The 17,741-nt window shown below is 57.7% G+C and carries 18 protein-coding genes; 5 read left to right on the plus strand and 13 right to left on the minus strand.

Annotated features, from left to right (window positions below):
- Nucleotide 1: 1 nt before the first annotated feature.
- The 7 genes from trbL to trbB are packed head-to-tail and all read right to left on the minus strand — an operon-like array spanning nt 2 to nt 6,210.
- Nucleotides 2–1,144, minus strand: a complete 1,143-nt coding sequence (gene trbL / locus G6N78_RS25340) for a P-type conjugative transfer protein TrbL (protein ID WP_234906133.1) — start codon at nt 1,142–1,144, stop codon at nt 2–4.
- 25 nt (nt 1,145–1,169) lie between these two features.
- Nucleotides 1,170–1,361 (minus strand): entry exclusion protein TrbK, encoded by a 192-nt coding sequence (gene trbK, locus G6N78_RS25345; RefSeq protein WP_165225826.1) that lies wholly within the window; start codon nt 1,359–1,361, stop codon nt 1,170–1,172.
- Nucleotides 1,355–2,158, minus strand: coding sequence for a P-type conjugative transfer protein TrbJ (trbJ, locus tag G6N78_RS25350; protein ID WP_165225996.1), 804 nt, complete (start codon nt 2,156–2,158; stop codon nt 1,355–1,357). The genes trbK and trbJ overlap by 7 nt, the downstream gene beginning before the upstream one ends.
- A complete protein-coding gene (locus G6N78_RS25355; protein WP_165225829.1) occupies nt 2,130–4,586 on the minus strand; it encodes a conjugal transfer protein TrbE in 2,457 nt (818 codons plus the stop codon). The genes trbJ and G6N78_RS25355 overlap by 29 nt, the downstream gene beginning before the upstream one ends.
- Nucleotides 4,587–4,596: 10 nt before the next feature.
- The gene (locus G6N78_RS25360) at nt 4,597–4,884 is read right to left on the minus strand and encodes a conjugal transfer protein TrbD (protein WP_165225999.1); all 288 of its coding nucleotides are present in this window, start codon (nt 4,882–4,884) and stop codon (nt 4,597–4,599) included.
- Nucleotides 4,878–5,255, minus strand: coding sequence for a TrbC/VirB2 family protein (locus G6N78_RS25365; RefSeq protein ID WP_165225832.1), 378 nt, complete (start codon nt 5,253–5,255; stop codon nt 4,878–4,880). The genes G6N78_RS25360 and G6N78_RS25365 overlap by 7 nt, the downstream gene beginning before the upstream one ends.
- Nucleotides 5,245–6,210 (minus strand): P-type conjugative transfer ATPase TrbB, encoded by a 966-nt coding sequence (trbB, locus tag G6N78_RS25370; protein ID WP_370691557.1) that lies wholly within the window; start codon nt 6,208–6,210, stop codon nt 5,245–5,247. The genes G6N78_RS25365 and trbB overlap by 11 nt, the downstream gene beginning before the upstream one ends.
- Before the next feature lie 563 nt (nt 6,211–6,773).
- Between trbB and repA the strand changes: the two genes are divergently transcribed.
- The 3 genes from repA (at nt 6,774) to repC (ending at nt 10,421) form a co-directional block, all read left to right on the plus strand.
- Nucleotides 6,774–7,985: a plasmid partitioning protein RepA gene (gene repA / locus G6N78_RS25375; protein ID WP_165225834.1), complete on the plus strand. Its 1,212-nt coding sequence runs from the start codon at nt 6,774–6,776 to the stop codon at nt 7,983–7,985.
- Between the two features lie 69 nt (nt 7,986–8,054).
- Nucleotides 8,055–9,029, plus strand: coding sequence for a plasmid partitioning protein RepB (gene repB / locus G6N78_RS25380; protein ID WP_165225837.1), 975 nt, complete (start codon nt 8,055–8,057; stop codon nt 9,027–9,029).
- 153 nt (nt 9,030–9,182) lie between these two features.
- A complete protein-coding gene (gene repC / locus G6N78_RS25385; protein ID WP_165225840.1) occupies nt 9,183–10,421 on the plus strand; it encodes a plasmid replication protein RepC in 1,239 nt (412 codons plus the stop codon).
- 509 nt (nt 10,422–10,930) lie between these two features.
- On the opposite strand, the gene G6N78_RS25390 is transcribed toward repC, so the two are convergent.
- Nucleotides 10,931–13,114 carry an amylo-alpha-1,6-glucosidase gene (locus tag G6N78_RS25390; RefSeq protein WP_165225843.1) on the minus strand — a complete coding sequence of 728 codons (2,184 nt, stop codon included), beginning with the start codon at nt 13,112–13,114 and terminating at the stop codon, nt 10,931–10,933.
- The gene (locus G6N78_RS25395; protein ID WP_165225846.1) at nt 13,114–14,265 is read right to left on the minus strand and encodes a glycosyltransferase family 4 protein; all 1,152 of its coding nucleotides are present in this window, start codon (nt 14,263–14,265) and stop codon (nt 13,114–13,116) included. Before G6N78_RS25395 ends, G6N78_RS25390 begins: the two co-directional genes overlap by 1 nt.
- Before the next feature lie 293 nt (nt 14,266–14,558).
- On the opposite strand from G6N78_RS25395, the gene G6N78_RS25400 reads away from it, so the two are divergent.
- Entirely contained in the window at nt 14,559–14,876 is a 318-nt protein-coding gene (locus G6N78_RS25400; RefSeq protein WP_165225849.1) for a hypothetical protein, read from the plus strand.
- A gap of 131 nt (nt 14,877–15,007) precedes the next feature.
- Nucleotides 15,008–15,316 (plus strand): DUF1236 domain-containing protein, encoded by a 309-nt coding sequence (locus tag G6N78_RS25405; RefSeq protein WP_165225852.1) that lies wholly within the window; start codon nt 15,008–15,010, stop codon nt 15,314–15,316.
- A 168-nt stretch (nt 15,317–15,484) separates the two neighbouring features.
- On the opposite strand, the gene G6N78_RS25410 is transcribed toward G6N78_RS25405, so the two are convergent.
- The 4 genes from G6N78_RS25410 to G6N78_RS25425 form a co-directional block, all read right to left on the minus strand.
- A complete protein-coding gene (locus G6N78_RS25410) occupies nt 15,485–15,874 on the minus strand; it encodes a hypothetical protein (RefSeq protein ID WP_165226005.1) in 390 nt (129 codons plus the stop codon).
- 66 nt (nt 15,875–15,940) lie between these two features.
- On the minus strand, nt 15,941–16,207 hold the full coding sequence (locus G6N78_RS25415) for a DUF1488 family protein (protein WP_165225854.1): 267 nt from the start codon (nt 16,205–16,207) through the stop codon (nt 15,941–15,943).
- Nucleotides 16,207–16,494 carry a hypothetical protein gene (locus G6N78_RS25420; RefSeq protein WP_165225857.1) on the minus strand — a complete coding sequence of 96 codons (288 nt, stop codon included), beginning with the start codon at nt 16,492–16,494 and terminating at the stop codon, nt 16,207–16,209. Before G6N78_RS25420 ends, G6N78_RS25415 begins: the two co-directional genes overlap by 1 nt.
- A 72-nt stretch (nt 16,495–16,566) precedes the next feature.
- Nucleotides 16,567–17,658, minus strand: a complete 1,092-nt coding sequence (locus tag G6N78_RS25425; protein ID WP_234906119.1) for a sensor histidine kinase — start codon at nt 17,656–17,658, stop codon at nt 16,567–16,569.
- Nucleotides 17,659–17,741: the final 83 nt, after the last annotated feature.

Here is a 17,741-nt window from a genome sequence, read left to right on the forward strand (position 1 = left end):
ATTACTTGTCGTTTCGTTCTGGCGGCGTCCTGGGGCCGCTTTGTCCGGTTCGGCTCTGATCGAGCTTGGCGTTGGCAAGCCCCATGATCGAACCGGCATAGGCTCCGGGCGAACCGATTGCCTTTTCCTTGGCAGCCGAACCCGCAGCCTTTCCAGCCGACCCGATCCCGGCGCCCATGCCGCGAAGCGCTGCCGCGGCGAATGAGGATCCTGCTGCGCGCGCGGATTGAGCTGCTGCTGCGCCGGCTCCGACAGCACCTGCGGCCAGCGACACCGCGCCAAGTGCAAAGGATGCGGCCTGCCCACTGTGGCGGATGCTTTCCATGCCGCCCGTGACCGATGCCCCTTGCACAACACCTTGAATGATATTGGGGACGTACATGGCGACAATGAAGACCACGACCGCGATCCCGGCGATCGCCAATGCGGTCTGAAACTGGTCCCCGACGTCGGGCCGGTTAGCTAGGCCCGTCAAGACTTCGGAACCGATCCGGGAAATCATGACCAACGCCATCAGTTTCATGCCAACCGAGAAAGCATAGATCAGGTACCGGATGGCAAAGTCCTTGGTGAAGGACGAGCCTCCCAATCCGAGCATGATCATGCCGGCGAGCAGACCGAGATACATCTCGACCATCACGGATACGAAGATCGCGGCAACGAGCGAGAATGCGATCACCGTTACGACCATCGCAAAGGCCGCCGAAATTGCGAGCGCGTTGTCCTCGAACAGCCCGAATTGCACCTTCTCTGACATCTTGGTCGCGACGGTTAGACCTGCGTTGAACACATCGGCTGGCGAAGCCGTGCCTCCACCAGCGCCGATCTGAAACAGGCTATCGACGACCGCCTTCGCGAAGGTCGGACCCTGCGCGAGAACGAAAGCGAAGAAGCCCACGAACATGATGCGCCGGACCAGTTCAGCGAACCAGCTGTCAAGGGATGCGGCCTGAAGCGCCAGCCAGACGGCGGCAATACCGATTTCGATCCCTGCGAGAATCCAGAATAGAGATCTCGCCGCATCCATGACGGTGCTCTCCCAACCCTTCGCGGCAGTGGTGATCTCGTTCTGGAGGGCTGTCAGGACCGACCCCTCCTGCGCAATTGCGGGCTGGACCGACACGGCGATGAATGCGACGAGCATCGCAAGGCCCTTGATCGTTTTGAGCTCAGAGGTCATTCGCATACCACTCGATCTTCATCTTCTCGCCGCCCGACGTCGGATACTCCTTCGTCGACCCAAAGAATTTTTCGTGCCGTTCATGCGCCACCTGTCTCTGGGAGATCAGGAACCACAGGCCTGTTGCACCGAATGAGATGATTACGGCGGTCATGGCCAGGATCAGCTTTGTTCTCACCATTCCACTTTCATTTTCTCGCCGCCGGATGTTGAGGGCGCAGTTGATTTGAAGAATGCCTCACGGCGGGCCTGCGTGAGGTCCTTGTCCGTCTGCTCGGTCTGCAGCCAGGTTCCCATCATCGTCATCTGCTGGGAGACAAGACCGCGCAGCTTCTGCATCTGAGACACCTGTTGAGCGGCGATCTGGTGTCCGACCTGGAGAGCCTTCATCTGGCCGTCGGCAGACTCCGACATCGATCGCAGCGAACGCATCGTGCCCTCCTCGGTATCGAACTGATCCGCTGTCAGGCTTGCTGCCTTCAGCGTGCTGCCGATCGTGTCCCGGTTCGTATCCGACCAGGACTGGTAGGTGCTCGAGAAGGATTCGGCATTGGGCAGATTGGTCTTCAGGTCCGCATAGCTCTTGAAACGCTGCTGAAGGACGTCGTCGGCATTGCCCATCGAAAACGAGATGCTCTGCCCTTGATCAACGATGTTGCGCAGACGGTTGAGATCGCTCTCGACCTGGCCCCAGATATGATCAGGAAGCTGCGTCGTGTTCTGTAGCATGTTCTCGTAAATCTTCAGCTGGTTCTGGATCTGCTCGGCGAGTTGCGTGATCTGCGTCAGCTGGTTATCGACCTGCAGGCCAGAGCTTTTCAGAAGGTCAATGAGCTGCGCATTGTTGGCAAGCTGCGTCCATTCGGTGGCAGCGCCCGTTACAGATCCCGCATGGGCGGAAGCAATCGGCAACAGCGCGATGACCGCAGTCATCGTTGCAACGATCCAATTAGTGGACGTTGAGGTGCGACCTGGCATCGCGAACTCCTCTCGATTGAAGCCAATGGGCAGGCCATTCATGGCCGTATTCCGCCTTCAGCGCGCGGATCCGCTTCAGATCCTCCTTTCCAGAAGCGCCCACGAAGCTCAGCGTCACCGGCCCGAGCGACATGTCAAAGAGCCGCCGTCCGTCTGGCGTGGCGACGTAGTATTCGCGTTTCGGGATGGCGCCCGAGACAATCTCAATCTGGCGCTCGTTGAACCCGATCCGCTCATAAAACTCGCGCGTCCCCGGCTCGCGCGCGGCACCATTCGGGAGGCAGATCTTGGTCGGGCAGGATTCCTTGAGCACGTCGATAATGCCGGAGCGTTCGGCGTCGGAGATGGATTGTGTCGCCAGGACAACGGCGCAATTGGCCTTGCGGAGCACCTTCAGCCATTCCCTGATCTTGTCGCGAAACACCGCATGCCCGAGCATCAGCCAGGCCTCGTCGAGGAGGATGAGGCTAGGCGAGCCGTCCAGCCGTTTCTCGATCCGGTGGAAGAGATAGGTAAGGACGGGCACCAGATTACGCTCGCCCATGTTCATGAGCTGCTCGATCTCGAAGCACTGAAACGCCCGAAGCGTCAGGCCGTCCTCTTCCGCGTCAAGAAGCTGACCCATAGGGCCGTCGACTGTGTAGTGATGGAGCGCATCCTTGATTTCGCGCATCTGCACGCCGCTGACAAAGTCCGACAGCGACTTTCCAGGCGCCGTCGCCATCAGCCCGATCTGGCGGGAGATCGCATTACGGTGATCAGGCGTGATGATGACGCCTTGAAGCGCGACGAGCATTTCGATCCACTCGGTTGCCCAAGCTCGATCTCCGTCTGTCGAAAGATCGAACAGCGGGCAGAACGCCAGTGCTCTGCCCTCCCCGTTTTGGTCATCGCCGATCTCATAATGATCGCCGCCGGCAGCGAGCGTCAGAGGAAGGAGCGAATTGCCCTTGTCGAAGGCAAAGATTTGCGCGAACTCGTAACGACGGAATTGCGCTGCGATCAAAGCGAGAAGGGTCGACTTCCCCGAGCCCGTCGGTCCGAAGATCAAGGTGTGGCCAACGTCGTCGACATGCAGGTTCAGGCGGAACGGCGTTGAACCCGACGCGACCTGCATCAGCGGCGGCGCGTTCGGCGGATAGAACGGGCACGGCGCCACCGGGTTGCCCGACCATACCGTGTTCAGCGGGACGAGGTCCGCCAGATTGCTGGTATTGATCAGCGGCTCGCGGATATTGGCGTACCAGTTACCCGGTAGGCTTCCGAGAAACGCATCTGTTGCGTTCAGGGTCTCGATGCGAGCTCCGAAGCCTTCGGCCTGGACCAGCCGGCGTATGGCTTCGGCCTTTTCCTGTAACGCTTCTCTGTGGTGGTCGAAGAGGATGACCACAGGCGTGTAATAGCCATAGGCGACAAGCTGGGACGATGCCTGAGCGATCGCATCCTCGGTTTCGACGACCATGGTCATGGCATCCTGATCGACCGATCCATTTTGCGTCTGGAAGAGTTGATCGAAGAAGGGACGGACCTTCTGCTGCCACTTCTTTCGTGTGCGCTCGAGCTTCTGGCGTGCCTCTTCTGCGTCTAGGAAGATGAAGCGCGACGACCAGCGATAGGTCAGTGGCATCAGATCGAGATTGTTGAGGATACCGGGCCAGCTCTCGGCCGGCAGGCCATCGATGGAAACGACCGCTAGAAACCGGTTCTCAACCTTTGGCGTCAGGCCATGCTCCAGCTCCGCCGTCGCGAGCCAGTCGAGGTACATCGGGACCTCCGGCAAGCGGACTGGATGGCTCTCCCCCGTAATGCAAAATCGAACAAACTGCAGGAGATCGTCATAGCGCGCGAGCCGCTCCCTTCCCCTCTCGCGGACTTCGCGGGTCTGCATGCGGGCGATCGACAGGGTATTGGCAAGGTATTGTTCGATTTCCCGGATGGCGTTGCGGAACATGAACAGGACGGTGTCGGCATAGGATTTTTTCCGGCTCTCCTCGTCCGAATAGATGTACTTGGTGAGCGCCGTCTTCTTCGACTCAATCGGTCGGTAGGTCAGGATAATGGCATGTTTGCTTTCGAAATGCCCCTGCTCCCGCTGGAAATGAGTTCTGCGCTCGATATCGATGGCACGGGTGACAGGGTCCGGAAAATGGCACTGGTCTGGGGACGGATAGTCAACCGTCGGCACCCGGACCGCTTCGACCTGGATCATCCACCCCGTGCCCAAGCGCGACAGGATTGCATTGATCTGCCGCGACAACTCGTTGCGCTCGTAATCGGTGGCGCTTTCGGAGTCCGGGCCTGCGAAGTACCAGCCAGCCATCAGGCTTCCGTCCTTCAAGAGCAGGACGCCGTTGTCGACCAGGCCGGCATAGGGAACGAGATCGGCGAATGAGGGACCGGTCACGCGGAAACGTTTGAGGGCAACCATCGGGACACCTTTAGTATCTTCGCCACGGCGCGGCTGTTGGCCGGTAGTGGGGTTTGTAGGAAATGTGTCGGGCATAGACCTGCCGCATCAACGGATCGGACTTGGCCATCATGCGAAGGAGACCGACGATGACGATCCAGACCGCAACACCAAAGAGAGCGGAATACACCGTCAGCACGACGAAGATCAGGATCACGGCCGCAAGCCCGGTGATCAGCACCAGTTCGCGGTCGGCGCCGATCAAGAGGTTCGGACGCGACAGCGCACGATGGATACGATTGCGGTGGAGGCTCACGATGCCCCCTCCCCTTCCCCGTCCGAGTTGAGCAACGTGACCTGCTCCGGTGGCAAGCCGATAGACGCTCCGGTGGCGCCAAAGAGACCAACGATCGTTGTCGCACCGAGCAGGATGCCGGCGACCAGGACGACGTACATGAGCCTGCGAGCGAAATCGTTGAGCTCACCGCCAAAGATCAGCATACCGCCGGCGATCGCAACGGCCGCCAGTGCGATATAGCCTGCGACCGGACCAGTGATGGATTCCTGGATCTGTTCAAGCGGCCCTTCCCAGGGAAGACTTCCGCCCGAACTGGCGAGAGCTGGCGTCGCAGCGGCGAACGCTGCAATCGCGAATGCGGTCATCGTTAAGACTAGCCTTTTAAGCTGCATTTCGGCTCTCCTCGGCATAAGATTCCGTCTGGTATCGGCCCCCCGCAAAGCCGGTGACGTGGACGATGTCGCTGATCCGGCGGCCCTTGGCAGTTCGTTCGATCGAGATGATCACATCGACAGCATCAGCGATGATGGCCTGAATCGGCTGGTGACTGGCCTCGGCGGTCAGCTGCTCGAGGCGCTGAAGCGCGGAGCGTGCGCTGTTGGCGTGGATTGTTGCCACACCTCCGGGATGACCCGTGTTCCAGGCTTTTAGCATGGTCAGCGCGGCGCCATCACGCACTTCGCCAACGATGATCCTGTCTGGTCGAAGGCGCATGGTGCTTTTCAAGAGACGTGAAATGTCCACGCCGTCGCTTGTGTGCAGGCTGACAACGTTGTCGGCACTGCATTGGATTTCTGCGGTGTCCTCGAGGATAATAAGCCGCTCGCGTGGTGAGCGCGCCGAAATCTCGCTGACGATCGCATTGACGAGCGTCGTCTTGCCCGTACCCGTTCCGCCGCACACGATGATGTTCTTTCGTGCCTGGACTGCATTCCGGATGGTCTCCGCCTGCGCGTGCGTCATCAATGCGCTGGAAACGTATTCGTCCAAGGCAATGACGCGCGACGCCCTTCTGCGAATGGCAAAGGTCGGCCCGGTCACCACAGGAGGCAACAGACCTTCAAAACGATGCCCGCTGATCGGCAATTCGCCCGAAACAATCGGCTGATTTGTATTGACGTCGAAACGAAGCGCGTGTGCGACCGCTCCGATAATTGTCTCTGCTGCCGTCAACGACAAACATCCGGCATCCTCTATGGCCTTGCCGACACGCTCGATGAATAGCTGGCCGTCGGGATTAAGCATGATTTCAACGACCTCATCGTCGACAAGTGCGTTGCAAAGCTTTTCTCCAAGCGCCTCATGAAGTTTGCGAACCAACCTGATCTGCGAAAGCCCCCCAGTCACACGAGACCCCCTTTGATGTTGGCGAGCAAAACAGGCGTGGATAGCGAGCCCCCTGAACCCCATGTCGTGAAAATGGCCTCGCATGGACATTCAAGGCTGGCTCGCTGCGCCAAAGCGGGATGCATGGGCGTTCCTTCCTTTTGTGCCAACACATCCGGTCTTTGAGTGGACGCCATTGCGTGCTGGCCTACTTGGTGATCGTCAGTTCGGATGCGCAGTCACTTCAACACGGCGTGAAAGCGAGCGGTACCTGTTGAATTCTACAGGTTCGATTCGGGGAAGAATCGGCGAACAAAGCGGAACTGGCTCTCTTGCCACCAATCAGGTGGGATAGACCTCTGGGGATTCACAGGAGAACAGGACGGCAACCAGTCCGACGTAGTAGCCTGGTAAATATCTGATTCAACGAAGGGAATCGTAAAACGTGCAGGATCACTGGCTCCAACGGCGCGACGGTTGAACCATCCGTTAACGCTAAAGTCCTTGCTGAGGCTCGAGAATCGGGAATAATAACGGTTAGAGCGTGAAAACAGCCCGAAAATCGTTATCTGAGAGTTTGACCGATGACTGCCACAGCAAGTGCGACTGCGAGAGAGTTGCAAATGCACTTCGAAGATCAGATTCTTGAGCAAGGCGATCTGATCTCAAAAAAGCTGCATCTTCTCAGCATGCAACGATTCCCGCCGAATGCGAAAAAGAACCTTCGCGCCTTTTCTCTTGCTGAAGTTGCCAATTATGTTGGCGTCTCGCAAAGTACCCTGAAGAAGCTCCATCTTGATGGCAGGGGCCCCGCTCCTCAAACCTCTGCTTCGGGCAGGCGCAGCTATACGGCTGCGCAGATGCTCGAACTGCGGCAGTATCTCGATACCCATGGTCGTTCTGACAGCCGCATGTATGTCCCACATCGGCGAAACGGTGAGAAGCTCCAGGTTGTTGCCGTCGTCAACTTCAAGGGAGGCTCAGGCAAGACGACGACCGCGGCCCATCTTGCACAATATCTGGCGCTGACCGGTCACAGGGTCCTCGCAATCGATCTCGACCCACAGGCGTCACTTTCGTCTCTTCATGGGTTTCAGCCGGAGCTTGATCAGGTTCCGTCTCTTTATGATGCTATTCGATACGATAACAACCGTGCACACATCGCCGATATTATTCGCCCGACAAATTTTCCTGGACTGGACATTATTCCTGCCAACCTCGACCTGCAGGAATACGAATACGACACCCCCCTTGCCATGGCCGACAAGACCACAAATGAGGGTAAAACGTTCTTCACTCGGATGTCGCGTGCCTTGAAAGATGTCGACGAGCGGTATGATGTGGTCGTGATCGACTGCCCGCCTCAGCTCGGATACCTCACATTGACCGCACTCACCGCAGCGACCAGCGTCTTGATTACCATCCATCCTCAGATGCTGGATGTCATGTCCATGGGGCAGTTTCTGCTCATGCTCGGCGGCATTTTGAAGCCAATTCGTGCGGCCGGCGCCGAAGTAAACCTGTCGTGGTACCGTTACTTGATCACGCGTTACGAGCCGACTGATGTCCCCCAAACCCAGATGATGGGTTTCATGACGACGATGTTTCACGAGTTCATGCTGAAGAACCAAATGTTGAAGTCAACCGCCATATCCGACGCCGGCATAACCAAGCAGACGTTATATGAGGTCGAACGTAGCGCCATGAACCGCGGAACCTATGACAGAGCCATCGAGTCGCTTGACGCGGTGAACTCAGAAATCGCCGACTTGATCCATCAATCATGGGGCCGATGAGTTGTCAGCTGACAAATTCGACCTTTTTTTCCATAAAAACAATGCATTGATACGGAACGGAGTGAAGCGATGGCTCGGAAGAATCTGCTCGACGGACTGAATGACCTCAGCAGCGATCACGGCCCGGCAACGATGTACCCCATGCGCGGTGCGGGCAAATCTCTCGTTCGCTCCCTCGATGAACTGGCAAAACAGGCCGATAAATATCTGGAAGGCGAAGTCGTGCTCGAAATCGATCCCGATCTTGTTGATGATTCGTTCGTCCAAGATCGGCTGGTCAAAGAAAACGACGATTTTCGAGAGCTTGTGGAGGCAATAAGAGTTCGCGGACAAGATACGCCGATCCTAGTGCGTCCACATGGGTCAGAGACTGGGCGATACCAAGTGGTCTTTGGTCATCGGCGACTGCGCGCGGCACGCGAACTTGGGCGAAAGGTCCGCGCGGTCGTCAAAGCCATTGATGACAAAAGCCATGTGATCGCGCAGGGGCAGGAAAATTCTGCGCGTGCCAATCTCACATTCATAGAGCGCGCGCTTTTTGCCAAGCGGCTGTGCGATCTTGGTTATGAGCGTGACGTCGTCACGGTCGCACTTGCGTCAAACGCAGCTGCCGTCTCAAAGATGCTGTCGGTCACCGAGCGAATTCCACAAGCCGTCATCGCAGCGGTTGGTGATGCCCCATCCGTAGGGCGGGAGCGATGGGTCGAACTCTCATTGCTGGTTGGAAAAGCCGGTAACGCACAAAGGGTGGATGCCGTGCTGACTGACGCCGAATTCGAACGGCTGACGTCGGATGAGCGGTTCTTGTTCCTGTACAATACGCTGAATAAGTCATCGCGACCGGTGAAGAAGCAGGATCGGATTGGGTCAGCAACGACGTGGCAGACCCACGAGCGGGACGTTGTCGCCGACTTGAAGAAGACTGGGAGAGGGTATTCGATCTCTCTGAAAGCCAAGAACGCGACGCGGTTCGGAGATTATCTGGCGCGTAACCTCGACGTCATCTACCAGCAGTTTTTGGATGAACTAAAGAAAGAAGGATAGGAACCAAAAGAAAAAGGCCCCCAATCGGTCGCCCGTGGAAGCCCTTCTCGTGTCTAGCAGCTAGAGAATCGCATTTCCCGGAATCATAGTCAAGTGCATTTGGCACCGATTTGGTGAGCAGATTTCTTTTGCCTAGAGAAAGGCAATGAAAGAATGCAAACGGGAAATGTAACCACGCCCTTCGGGCGGCGGGCGGTTACGCTCGCGCTCGTGAAAAGACAGCTCCAGACATGCGAGACGAAGCCGACCCGCCCTGTCGAAAAGTGGAAGGTGTTTCGCGACGCCTGTGAGGCGCGCGAACGCCTGGGTCTCCAGGACAGGGCACTGACTGTGCTCGACGCGCTTTTGACGTTTTATCCTGAGAGCGAACTCAACTGCGATAATGGATTGGTGGTCTTCCCTTCCAATGTGCAGCTCTCGGTCAGAGCGCATGGCATCACTGGAACGACCTTGCGGCGTCATTTGGCTGCCTTGGTCGAAGCCGGCCTCATCCAACGCAAAGATAGTCCCAACGGCAAGCGCTACGCTCATCGTGACAAGAGTGGCGACATCGAGCAGGCGTTTGGATTCGACCTCTCGCCACTTTTGACCCGCGCTGCCGAACTTGCAAACCTCGCACAGGAAGTCGCTGCCGAACGCCTACAGTTCAGACGAGCCAAAGAGGCACTGACCATCTGCCGGCGCGACGTCCGCAAGCTGATATCCGCAGCAATGGAAGAGGGAGCTAACGGGAACTGGGACGCCATCGAAGACATCTATGTCGGCATTGTCAGCCGACTTCCACGCAATCCCAACATTCACCAGGTTAAGGCAATCCTCGACGAGATGCAGCTTTTGCGCACGGAAATCCTCAAGGCTTTGCAAACGCAGCTAAATCCACAAAATATGGACGGCAATGCTGTTCAAAATGGTTGCCACATACAGAATTCAAAACCAGAATCCATCAATGAACTTGAACCTCGCTCTGACAAAGAGCAGGGCGCAGCCGTCGAGCTGGAAGTAGCTCCCAAAGTGGTTGCTCAGCCGTTGGCAAAGCCTGAACAGGTGAAGGCGTTCCCGCTGTCGATGGTCCTGAAAGCCTGCCCGCAGATTTCGGACTACGGGCCCGGGGGCATAATCTCCCATTGGCGCGAGCTGATGGGCGCCGCGGTGGTGGTACGATCAATGCTTGGCGTCAGCCCGTCGGCTTACGAAGAAGCTTGCGAGGTGATGGGGCCGGAGAACGCGGCAGTCGCTGTGGCGGCGATTCTGGAGAGGGCAGGGCATATCAACTCGGCAGGTGGATATCTCCGCGATCTCACGCGCCGAGCGCGGGCAGGGGAGTTCGGGCTTGGACCGATGCTGATGTCACTGATGCGTGCCAATGTGGACGGCGATCGGAAAACGGGGTGAGGGGTTGTGACGGCGTACCGGGAAGGCAGCATAGTCGTAGCACATTTCATGCAGCATTTGTTCCACGGTTTCTTGATTTGCTAGGAGTCCGTGCGCACCAAGAACGTCTCAATAGCGTCTAGACCTGCCCCGGATGCTGTCCCAAAAATCGAAAACCGACGCAAATGATACACTGATTTGCGTCTCACGGAGACTGTCTCAGTAGGTATACCCCAATGGGCATAGCAAAGCACGGGCCGGAGGATTATCTTGGATGAACTGCTGTCAAAGCGGGCGTTTATGCACGTTCAAACGCAACATCAACCGACCGATGAAATATTAAAGTCCCGATTCTATGTACGGAAAACAATGATTAGCAAGAAGAGCGATATCTAAATTCAATGACGGGAGCCAACCTGACATGGAACATTTTACGGATTTGTTGGGCGCGATATGGTTCAAATTCAGGAGATGGTCTTCGCCCAGAATTTGTAGCACGCCATTGACGATGATCAGTGTGTAAGAGAATGCTACTTTACGATAAGGATCTTGGCGTTGCCATTTCGTCCCAGAACATTTGTGGCAACGTCAGTGCCGTAGCGATGCATCCGGAAATCGGCATACGATGAGCCGAGCTTGATATTGCGCAACACAATCTCATCCAGGAATGCGGGCATGATCGGATCGCGGAAACGGATCTCATTTTTAGTATGAGCCTGCTCAAGGCCGAGGCAGGCACCCAGAACGCCGAACAGCGCAGAGGCGGCCCAGGCCTGTGGTGAACACGCGACCGGATAAGGGGTTGGTCCTCGACCGGGCCGCCGGATGAAACCGCAGAACAACTCGGGCAGACGTCGCATCTCCTGCTCCTTTGCCGCATCAAACAGACCTGTGAACACCCGCGCCGCCTCTTGTTTAAGGTTGTAGCGCGCAAGCCCGATCGCAATCGCGGCGTTGTCGTGCGGCCATATCGAGCCGTTGTGGTAAGACATGGGATTGTAGCGTGCTTCGCCCTGGGCAAGGGTCCGGATGCCCCAGCCGCTGTAGCCTTCCTTGCTCAACAGGGTTGCCGCGACGCGTGCCGCCCTTTCGGGCGACGTAACGCCTGCAAACAGGGCATGGCCTGCGTTGGAACTTCGCACGCGACACGGGCGCTTCATGCCGTCGAGCGCCAGAACGTAGGTTCCGAGGCCCTCATCCCAGAATTCGGATTCGAAGCGAAGGCGCAGGTGTTGGGCGGCGGCTATCAGATCGGCGGCCCGCTGGTGATGCCCGAGTCGTTCGGCCATTCGGGCGGCTGCACGCTTGGCTGCAAAGACATAAGCTTGCACCTCGCACAGGGCGATGGATCCTGTCGCGTCCGTTCCGTCTTCGTGGAAGATGGAGTCGTGGGAATCCTTCCAGCCCTGGTTTTTCAGGCTGCCATTGCTTTCCGCCTGGTACTCGACAAAGCCGTCTCCGTCTCGATCGCCATACTCATCGATCCAGCGCAACGCTGCGTCGATGTTCGGCCAGATCTCGGCAATGGTCCCAAGGTCACCGGTGGCGTCCAGATACATTCCTGCCAGCATCACGAAGAGCGGCGTTGAATCGACGCTGCCATAGTAGCGGCCGAATGGCACTTGACCAAGATTGGCCATTTCGCCATGGCGCACCTCGTGAAGGATCTTGCCCGGCTGCGCGTCAGCGCGGGGATCTGTTTCGCGGGATTGCATCGCCGCCAAGGTGCGCAGAACGCCGCGTGCGATCGACGGGTCCATCCACAGCATGAACATGGCCGTAAAAATCCCATCGCGTCCGAAAATCGTGCTGAACCAGGGAATGCCCGCATAAGGATAGGGGCCGGAGTCAGTCGGCGTGACCAGCATATAGACGTCGGAGGTGGCACGGCAGGCAACTTCATTGAAAAGGTCGCTCGAGCTTTGCACCGTGGCGATGCTCCGCGTCTGGACGCGTCTGGCGCGGCGGCTTTCACGGTAGGCGCTGAAGAACTCCAGCAATGGCGTGGACTCGCCCTCCTCACAGGCGACGGTCAGGAAGATCGACTTCTTTTCGCCCGGCGCAAGTGTCAGCTCCAGCGTCGACCGGTCTGTCTCCAGACGTTCGGGAACAGGCGTGAAAGCAATCCGCGTGCGGCGCTCCACCTCATCCAGACCCAGATAGCGAAATTCGACCGTGTTGGCGGTTACCACATCGGACGTTCCGTGCCCCCGTTTTGCCCGCGTCATCCCGCGAACCTCGAACAGGTCGCGAAAATCCGCACCGAAGGTGTAATCGATGGTCAAGCGGCGGTCGATCGGCGTGAAGTTCCGCACGCTAAGACGCTCGTAAAACACTCCCTTGTAGAGAAACTTCGTGCGTTCGAAGAAGATGGTCTCCCGGGGCAGTGCCGCGGCACCATCTTCGATATCAGGATTTGTGAGATCGACGGACAGTGCAGCCTTGTCGTCGTGATTGGAGGAATTCAGCAGCAGGAGCTTGCGCCCCTGAAACCGAAGCTCCAACTGAGACAGAAATCTCGTATCGCGATGAAACAAGCCCTCCACGGTATTGTGGCCGGCAATATCTCCATGGCTGTTCAGGACTGCGAAAGTATCCCCATCCTTCAGTTTCTGTAGCGACCAGCCGACCAGGGAGGTCTCAACTTCAAGATCGTAGCGAATGGCGTCCAGGTTTTCCGATACTTCGAACGGGGGATCAACAGGGGATCCCATCAGACCGGCCCGTGAACGGGGGATGCAAAGCCAGGGCGGTCGCCGGAAAGGTTTGTCGCTGCCACGACCTGCATCAAGGGTGCCGGAGCAATATCGGCAAGCTGACGACGTTGAGGTCCCATCCTCACCGGCACATCCGATAGACCTGTGTACTCCGCGACATAGTCCGATGCCATCCGTGCGGCGGTGAAGCGCTCCTCGAAGCGCTGCCGGACCGCCGTCCGGTCCAGATCGGCGGCCATTCGGACCGCCGCGACGGCCCCTTCGAGCGAGTCGACGATAAAGCCTGTCACGCCCTCGTCCATAACCTCCGGAACCGAGCCCCGGCGCCAGGCAATCGTCGGCGTTCCTTCTCGCATGGCCTCGATCATCACCAGTCCGAACGGCTCCGGCCAGTCGATGGGAAACAGCAGAGCGATGGCGTTTCCGAGAAAGTCGCGCTTCTCGTGGTCACCGATCTCGCCGATGAAGTCGATCAGGGGGTGATCAAGTTGCGGGCGGATGACATGGTCGAAGTAGTCCTGGTCGGCTGGATCGACTTTCGCCGCGATTCTAAGGGGTATCCCTGTCCGCTTTGCAATTTCGATCGCCCGATCCGGGCGTTTTTCCGGGGCAACGCGCCCCAAGAAGGCGAGATAATCGCGCTTCGGGGCACTGAAGGGCGTTGGACCGGCAGGAAGGCCATGGTGAATGTTGGCCAGCCAGTTGGCGCTGGGAAGCGGCAGACGCTGATTTTGCGAAATCGAAATGAGCGGCATTTCCGGGAACGCACGATAGACGGGATGAAAATCCGGCAGATCCAATCTGCCATGCAGCGTGGTCAGACAAGGAACGGAGGAGGCTCGAAACGCTGGAAACTGGAGCAGATCGACGTGGAAGTGGATGACGTCGAAGGATGAAGCCTGGCGGCGAACCTCCTCCAGCATGACCAGGAGGCTTGCCGTGTGATCCCGGATACCTCCCAATCTCAACCCCTGAGGAACCGCCTGCACGAGTTCAGCAGACGTCTCAGAATCTCCGCTGGCAAAGAGCGTGACATCGTGGCCCTGCTCGACGAGCTCTTCCGTCAACCAGGAGACGACACGTTCCGTGCCGCCATAAAGCTTCGGCGGAACGGATTCCGCCAGGGGTGCGACTTGTGCGATACGCATTTGAAGTTTCTCTGTTGTGCCAAGCGTCTGTCCAGCACGAGGCTTCGTAGGGACCGCCGGCATCCGCTCACGAGGGCGTTGCTAAGGCACAAGAACAGCGAAGGATTGTATATGGAGTGCCATACGGATTTGGCTAGTGCTGCGCGGCATTTACTCGACTTTCGGTTGCTTTGTGGGGTGGTCTCCCCGGCTTTGCGATCACGTCCGCCGCATCAGCGAAACCATCGCAACTGAACACGTGAACGTGAAAAACCAAAAGTTGATTGTTGTAAAATCATCTCCATCTAAAGTAGATGGAAAACGATCAAATCACCGACATTCACAAACAGATTCTCAGGCTTCGTGAAGCACTTCCCGTATGGGGGGCCGAGGCGAATGACCTTGTCGAGCTTGCACGAAATGCAGAGCGCGCAGCGACCGCGGTCGATGAGCGCGTTCTGCAGCGCGCGCGGGGCTTGTTGGAAACTACCAAAGGCTGGCACGACACGCTTTTGTATTGGGAGAAGCAAGAGGCCCCTGCTGCCCTCAGTGCCGACATTCGCGTGATCAGAGGCTCTCTCAATGCCATGCGCCTGGAGGTCGATTCCGCGACCAGCAAGTTCAGGTTGTAGTCTCGATCTTTCGCCCTGCCGCTGCGTGGCGGTCCTTTGCTGACCGCTGACGCAAGCCGGATCTGGAATAATCCAGCTCCCGGGGGAACTTCGTCCGCCCCGCAGCCTGTCAACGTCCTTGGAAGAGTTCGATGATCAAATTCTTGTTCGTCACCCTGGCGATTGTGATATCCGCGCAGACTGTCTTTGCGGGAACGGCCGCCGATGTGGTGCCAACGCCACGGCCACCGACCGATCTGGCCGTTGCCTATGTCGCCAATCAGCCTGCGCCGCCAAACCCGGTTCAAATGACGGAGACCCTCAAGGTCGGTCATACGATTCCGGAGAACCTCTTGCTCTTGCCGATACCAGACAGCCCTGACCACGCCTTTGTGTTCGTAAACCAGATACGCCTGATCGGCGATGCGAGAACGCGTGTCGTCATCCAGGTGGTCGACTGATCAAAGACACCTGAGGCTTCGCATCTACCATAACTCGGCCTTGCCACCACTTATAGGGACGAAGCGTTGCGGCGACCGCGACATTTTTCCGGCAGAGGTGGCGGTGGCAGGCCTGCACATTGACTGGAATTGCTGTCGCGCGCGCGCCCCAGGCGCCCATCCTCTGCTTCATGCCGAAAGGGCTGTGCTGCACCCTTCTGCCACGCCACCATCCGCTGAGGTCTGGCCCGGCATTGTTGCCCAGCCGCCGGCTTCAATGAACTGTCGCTTCTTGTACCGGTCCGGGAGAGCGTTGAATTCGATCAGCCGTTTTGCCGAATCCGGTGCAGCGTTGAACCGCTCGACACAAACAGCGGATGCAAGCTGCAGGTTCGCCGCTTCGCTTGCAGCCGTCGCCGCTCTCACGGCGCTGCCTCCCGTCATCCACCCTCCCCAGCCAAATCCGGCGACCATTGTCGCTACGGCCGTCATGCCGCAAGCCCAGACAAGGATGGTCTTCGAGGGCCGGTAGTTGTCCAGACGCTCGAACATCGTGGCTTTTCCTTTTTCCATGACCATGCGAATTCTCCTGTTCTCGTTCATTCTCGGCTGCGCCTCCTGGCGGAGCGTCTTGCGCGTCACACGTCACTTGAAGTGTTCGAGAGCCAATGTGATGGTTCTGTTTGGGCGGGATTTGTAGGCGCTTTTGGCTGCATCGAGAATTTTTGAACGCAGCGCGTCGAACGAGGCGAGATATTCGCTTTCGCTCGCCGTCCAGTGCGAGAGCCCGGCCGTAAGCACTTCAGCGGGCACGTAAAACCTCACCTCGAACATACCGTCATAGCCGAGAAATCGGATGCGGGAATGCGTTTCATCGTAGCTTCGGCTGGAGTTGGGAAAGGAAAGCGCCATCACTGGCCTCCTTCGTCCTGCCATCTGTCGATGGCTTCGCTCTTGCGTGAGATGGCGACGGCCAAACCCTTGTGAAGGTCGACGCGCTTGCTCTGGAGGGCTAGGAGCAGTGTTTCCCGGGTTCTCTTCCCGTTACGGAACTCGGTCTTCAGAAAGACCGATGCCGCCTTTTTTGCATCGGAGTTTGCCGTAGCTTCAACGCCTCTGAAACCACCGGCTCTCAGGACATCCCTGATCATCGCAAAATCGGAGGGATTGAGGTGCTCTTGTAGGGGAGTGGAAGACATGTCGTCCTCCTTCGTTGGGGCGAGGAACGTCAATCCTCAATCGCAGCGCCCGTAAAACGAGCTGCTATCCCCCTACATGTCGTGCAGTCCAGCACCGTTTACAAGTGGGCTCGTCGATCCCGCCTGTGTAATTGACACGCTCATGCCCGCAGCGCTTGAGATGGTGGAGACGGATGCGTCCAGTCGTTTGGCCAGGGCATCAATGATCAGGGAGCCAAGACCCGCACCGGAAATGTCTCCAGGGGGCTTGGCAATCTGTCCAACGCCATTATCGCTGACCGTCAAATGCCATTCGGTCAGATGCGCTCTGTAGTTGATGATAACCTTCGCATCAGGCTTGGGGACAGGGAAGGCATATTTGATCGCGTTGATGACCAGTTCGGTGACGATCAGGCCGAGGCTGACGGCCTCCTGCGAGGATATCCGGGTTTCACTCGCCGAGACTTCCAATGTGACCGGCGCACTGTCGAGCACGATCGAACTTGCCAGTCCCTTGCACAGCTTTGTCAGGTACGAAGACACATCAATCTCGTCCATCCCCGCATCGAGGTGCAGATAGTTCTGCACAGTCGCGACCGACACCACGCGCTGACGGGCGTCTTCAAGTACCCGGCGTGTCTCGTCCGAGCTGACGGCACGCGCTTTCAGCATCAGGATACTGGCGATGATCTGCAGGCTGTTGCCGATCCGATGTTGCATTTCCTGCAAAAGCACACGTTGATGAGCCAGAAGCTTCTCAGCCTTTTCAAGGAGTTGTTGCTTGTCGACTGCGATCTGCCGGATCTCCGTCACATCGGCAAATGCCAGCAGGGTGTTGGGCTTATTGGCAGAGCGGATATTGAGAAGCCTGGACGTAATCGAAAAGATCCGCTTGCCGAACCGTCCAAGATCCTGCTCAAACTCCACGCCCTCCATCATGATGCGCTGGGACACGGCTGCCGCGAGGGCCTGGCGTATGGCAGGCCTGTTCCAATCGCCGTTTCCCAGATCCAGCAGGGATTTGGGATAGGGATGAGCGGAATTGATGTCGAAAGTCTCATAAAAACTGCTGTTGGCAGCGACGACGCAAAGGTCTTCGTCCAGAACGACGAAGGGTTGGGGCATGGTCTCCACGATCGCCCGCGCGAGCATGTTTGAATCGCGCATAGTCCCAAATTGCTTCACGGTCGCCGCTCCTGCCGTTATTCCGAGCTGTCCCGGCTCTCTCAGCAATCCAGACGTGCCGACTGTATAAGGGATTTGTTGCT

This window comes from Allorhizobium pseudoryzae, from assembly GCF_011046245.1.
Lineage (GTDB): Bacteria > Pseudomonadota > Alphaproteobacteria > Rhizobiales > Rhizobiaceae > Neorhizobium > Neorhizobium pseudoryzae.

Bases quoted from the DNA above. Each gene is read 5' to 3' on its own strand.
- repB (WP_165225837.1), top strand. From the start codon at position 8,055: ATGGCTCGGAAGAATCTGCTCGACGGACTGAATGACCTCAGCAGCGAT.
- repC (WP_165225840.1), top strand. From the start codon at position 9,183: ATGCAAACGGGAAATGTAACCACGCCCTTCGGGCGGCGGGCGGTTACG.
- trbK (WP_165225826.1), bottom strand. From the start codon at position 1,361: ATGGTGAGAACAAAGCTGATCCTGGCCATGACCGCCGTAATCATCTCA.
- G6N78_RS25365 (WP_165225832.1), bottom strand. From the start codon at position 5,255: ATGCAGCTTAAAAGGCTAGTCTTAACGATGACCGCATTCGCGATTGCA.
- G6N78_RS25405 (WP_165225852.1), top strand. From the start codon at position 15,008: ATGATCAAATTCTTGTTCGTCACCCTGGCGATTGTGATATCCGCGCAG.
- repA (WP_165225834.1), top strand. From the start codon at position 6,774: ATGACTGCCACAGCAAGTGCGACTGCGAGAGAGTTGCAAATGCACTTC.
- trbL (WP_234906133.1), bottom strand. From the start codon at position 1,144: ATGCTCGTCGCATTCATCGCCGTGTCGGTCCAGCCCGCAATTGCGCAG.
- trbJ (WP_165225996.1), bottom strand. From the start codon at position 2,158: ATGCCAGGTCGCACCTCAACGTCCACTAATTGGATCGTTGCAACGATG.
- G6N78_RS25415 (WP_165225854.1), bottom strand. From the start codon at position 16,207: ATGGCGCTTTCCTTTCCCAACTCCAGCCGAAGCTACGATGAAACGCAT.
- G6N78_RS25400 (WP_165225849.1), top strand. From the start codon at position 14,559: ATGGAAAACGATCAAATCACCGACATTCACAAACAGATTCTCAGGCTT.
- G6N78_RS25390 (WP_165225843.1), bottom strand. From the start codon at position 13,114: ATGGGATCCCCTGTTGATCCCCCGTTCGAAGTATCGGAAAACCTGGAC.
- G6N78_RS25410 (WP_165226005.1), bottom strand. From the start codon at position 15,874: ATGGTCATGGAAAAAGGAAAAGCCACGATGTTCGAGCGTCTGGACAAC.
- G6N78_RS25395 (WP_165225846.1), bottom strand. From the start codon at position 14,265: ATGCGTATCGCACAAGTCGCACCCCTGGCGGAATCCGTTCCGCCGAAG.
- G6N78_RS25420 (WP_165225857.1), bottom strand. From the start codon at position 16,494: ATGTCTTCCACTCCCCTACAAGAGCACCTCAATCCCTCCGATTTTGCG.
- G6N78_RS25355 (WP_165225829.1), bottom strand. From the start codon at position 4,586: ATGGTTGCCCTCAAACGTTTCCGCGTGACCGGTCCCTCATTCGCCGAT.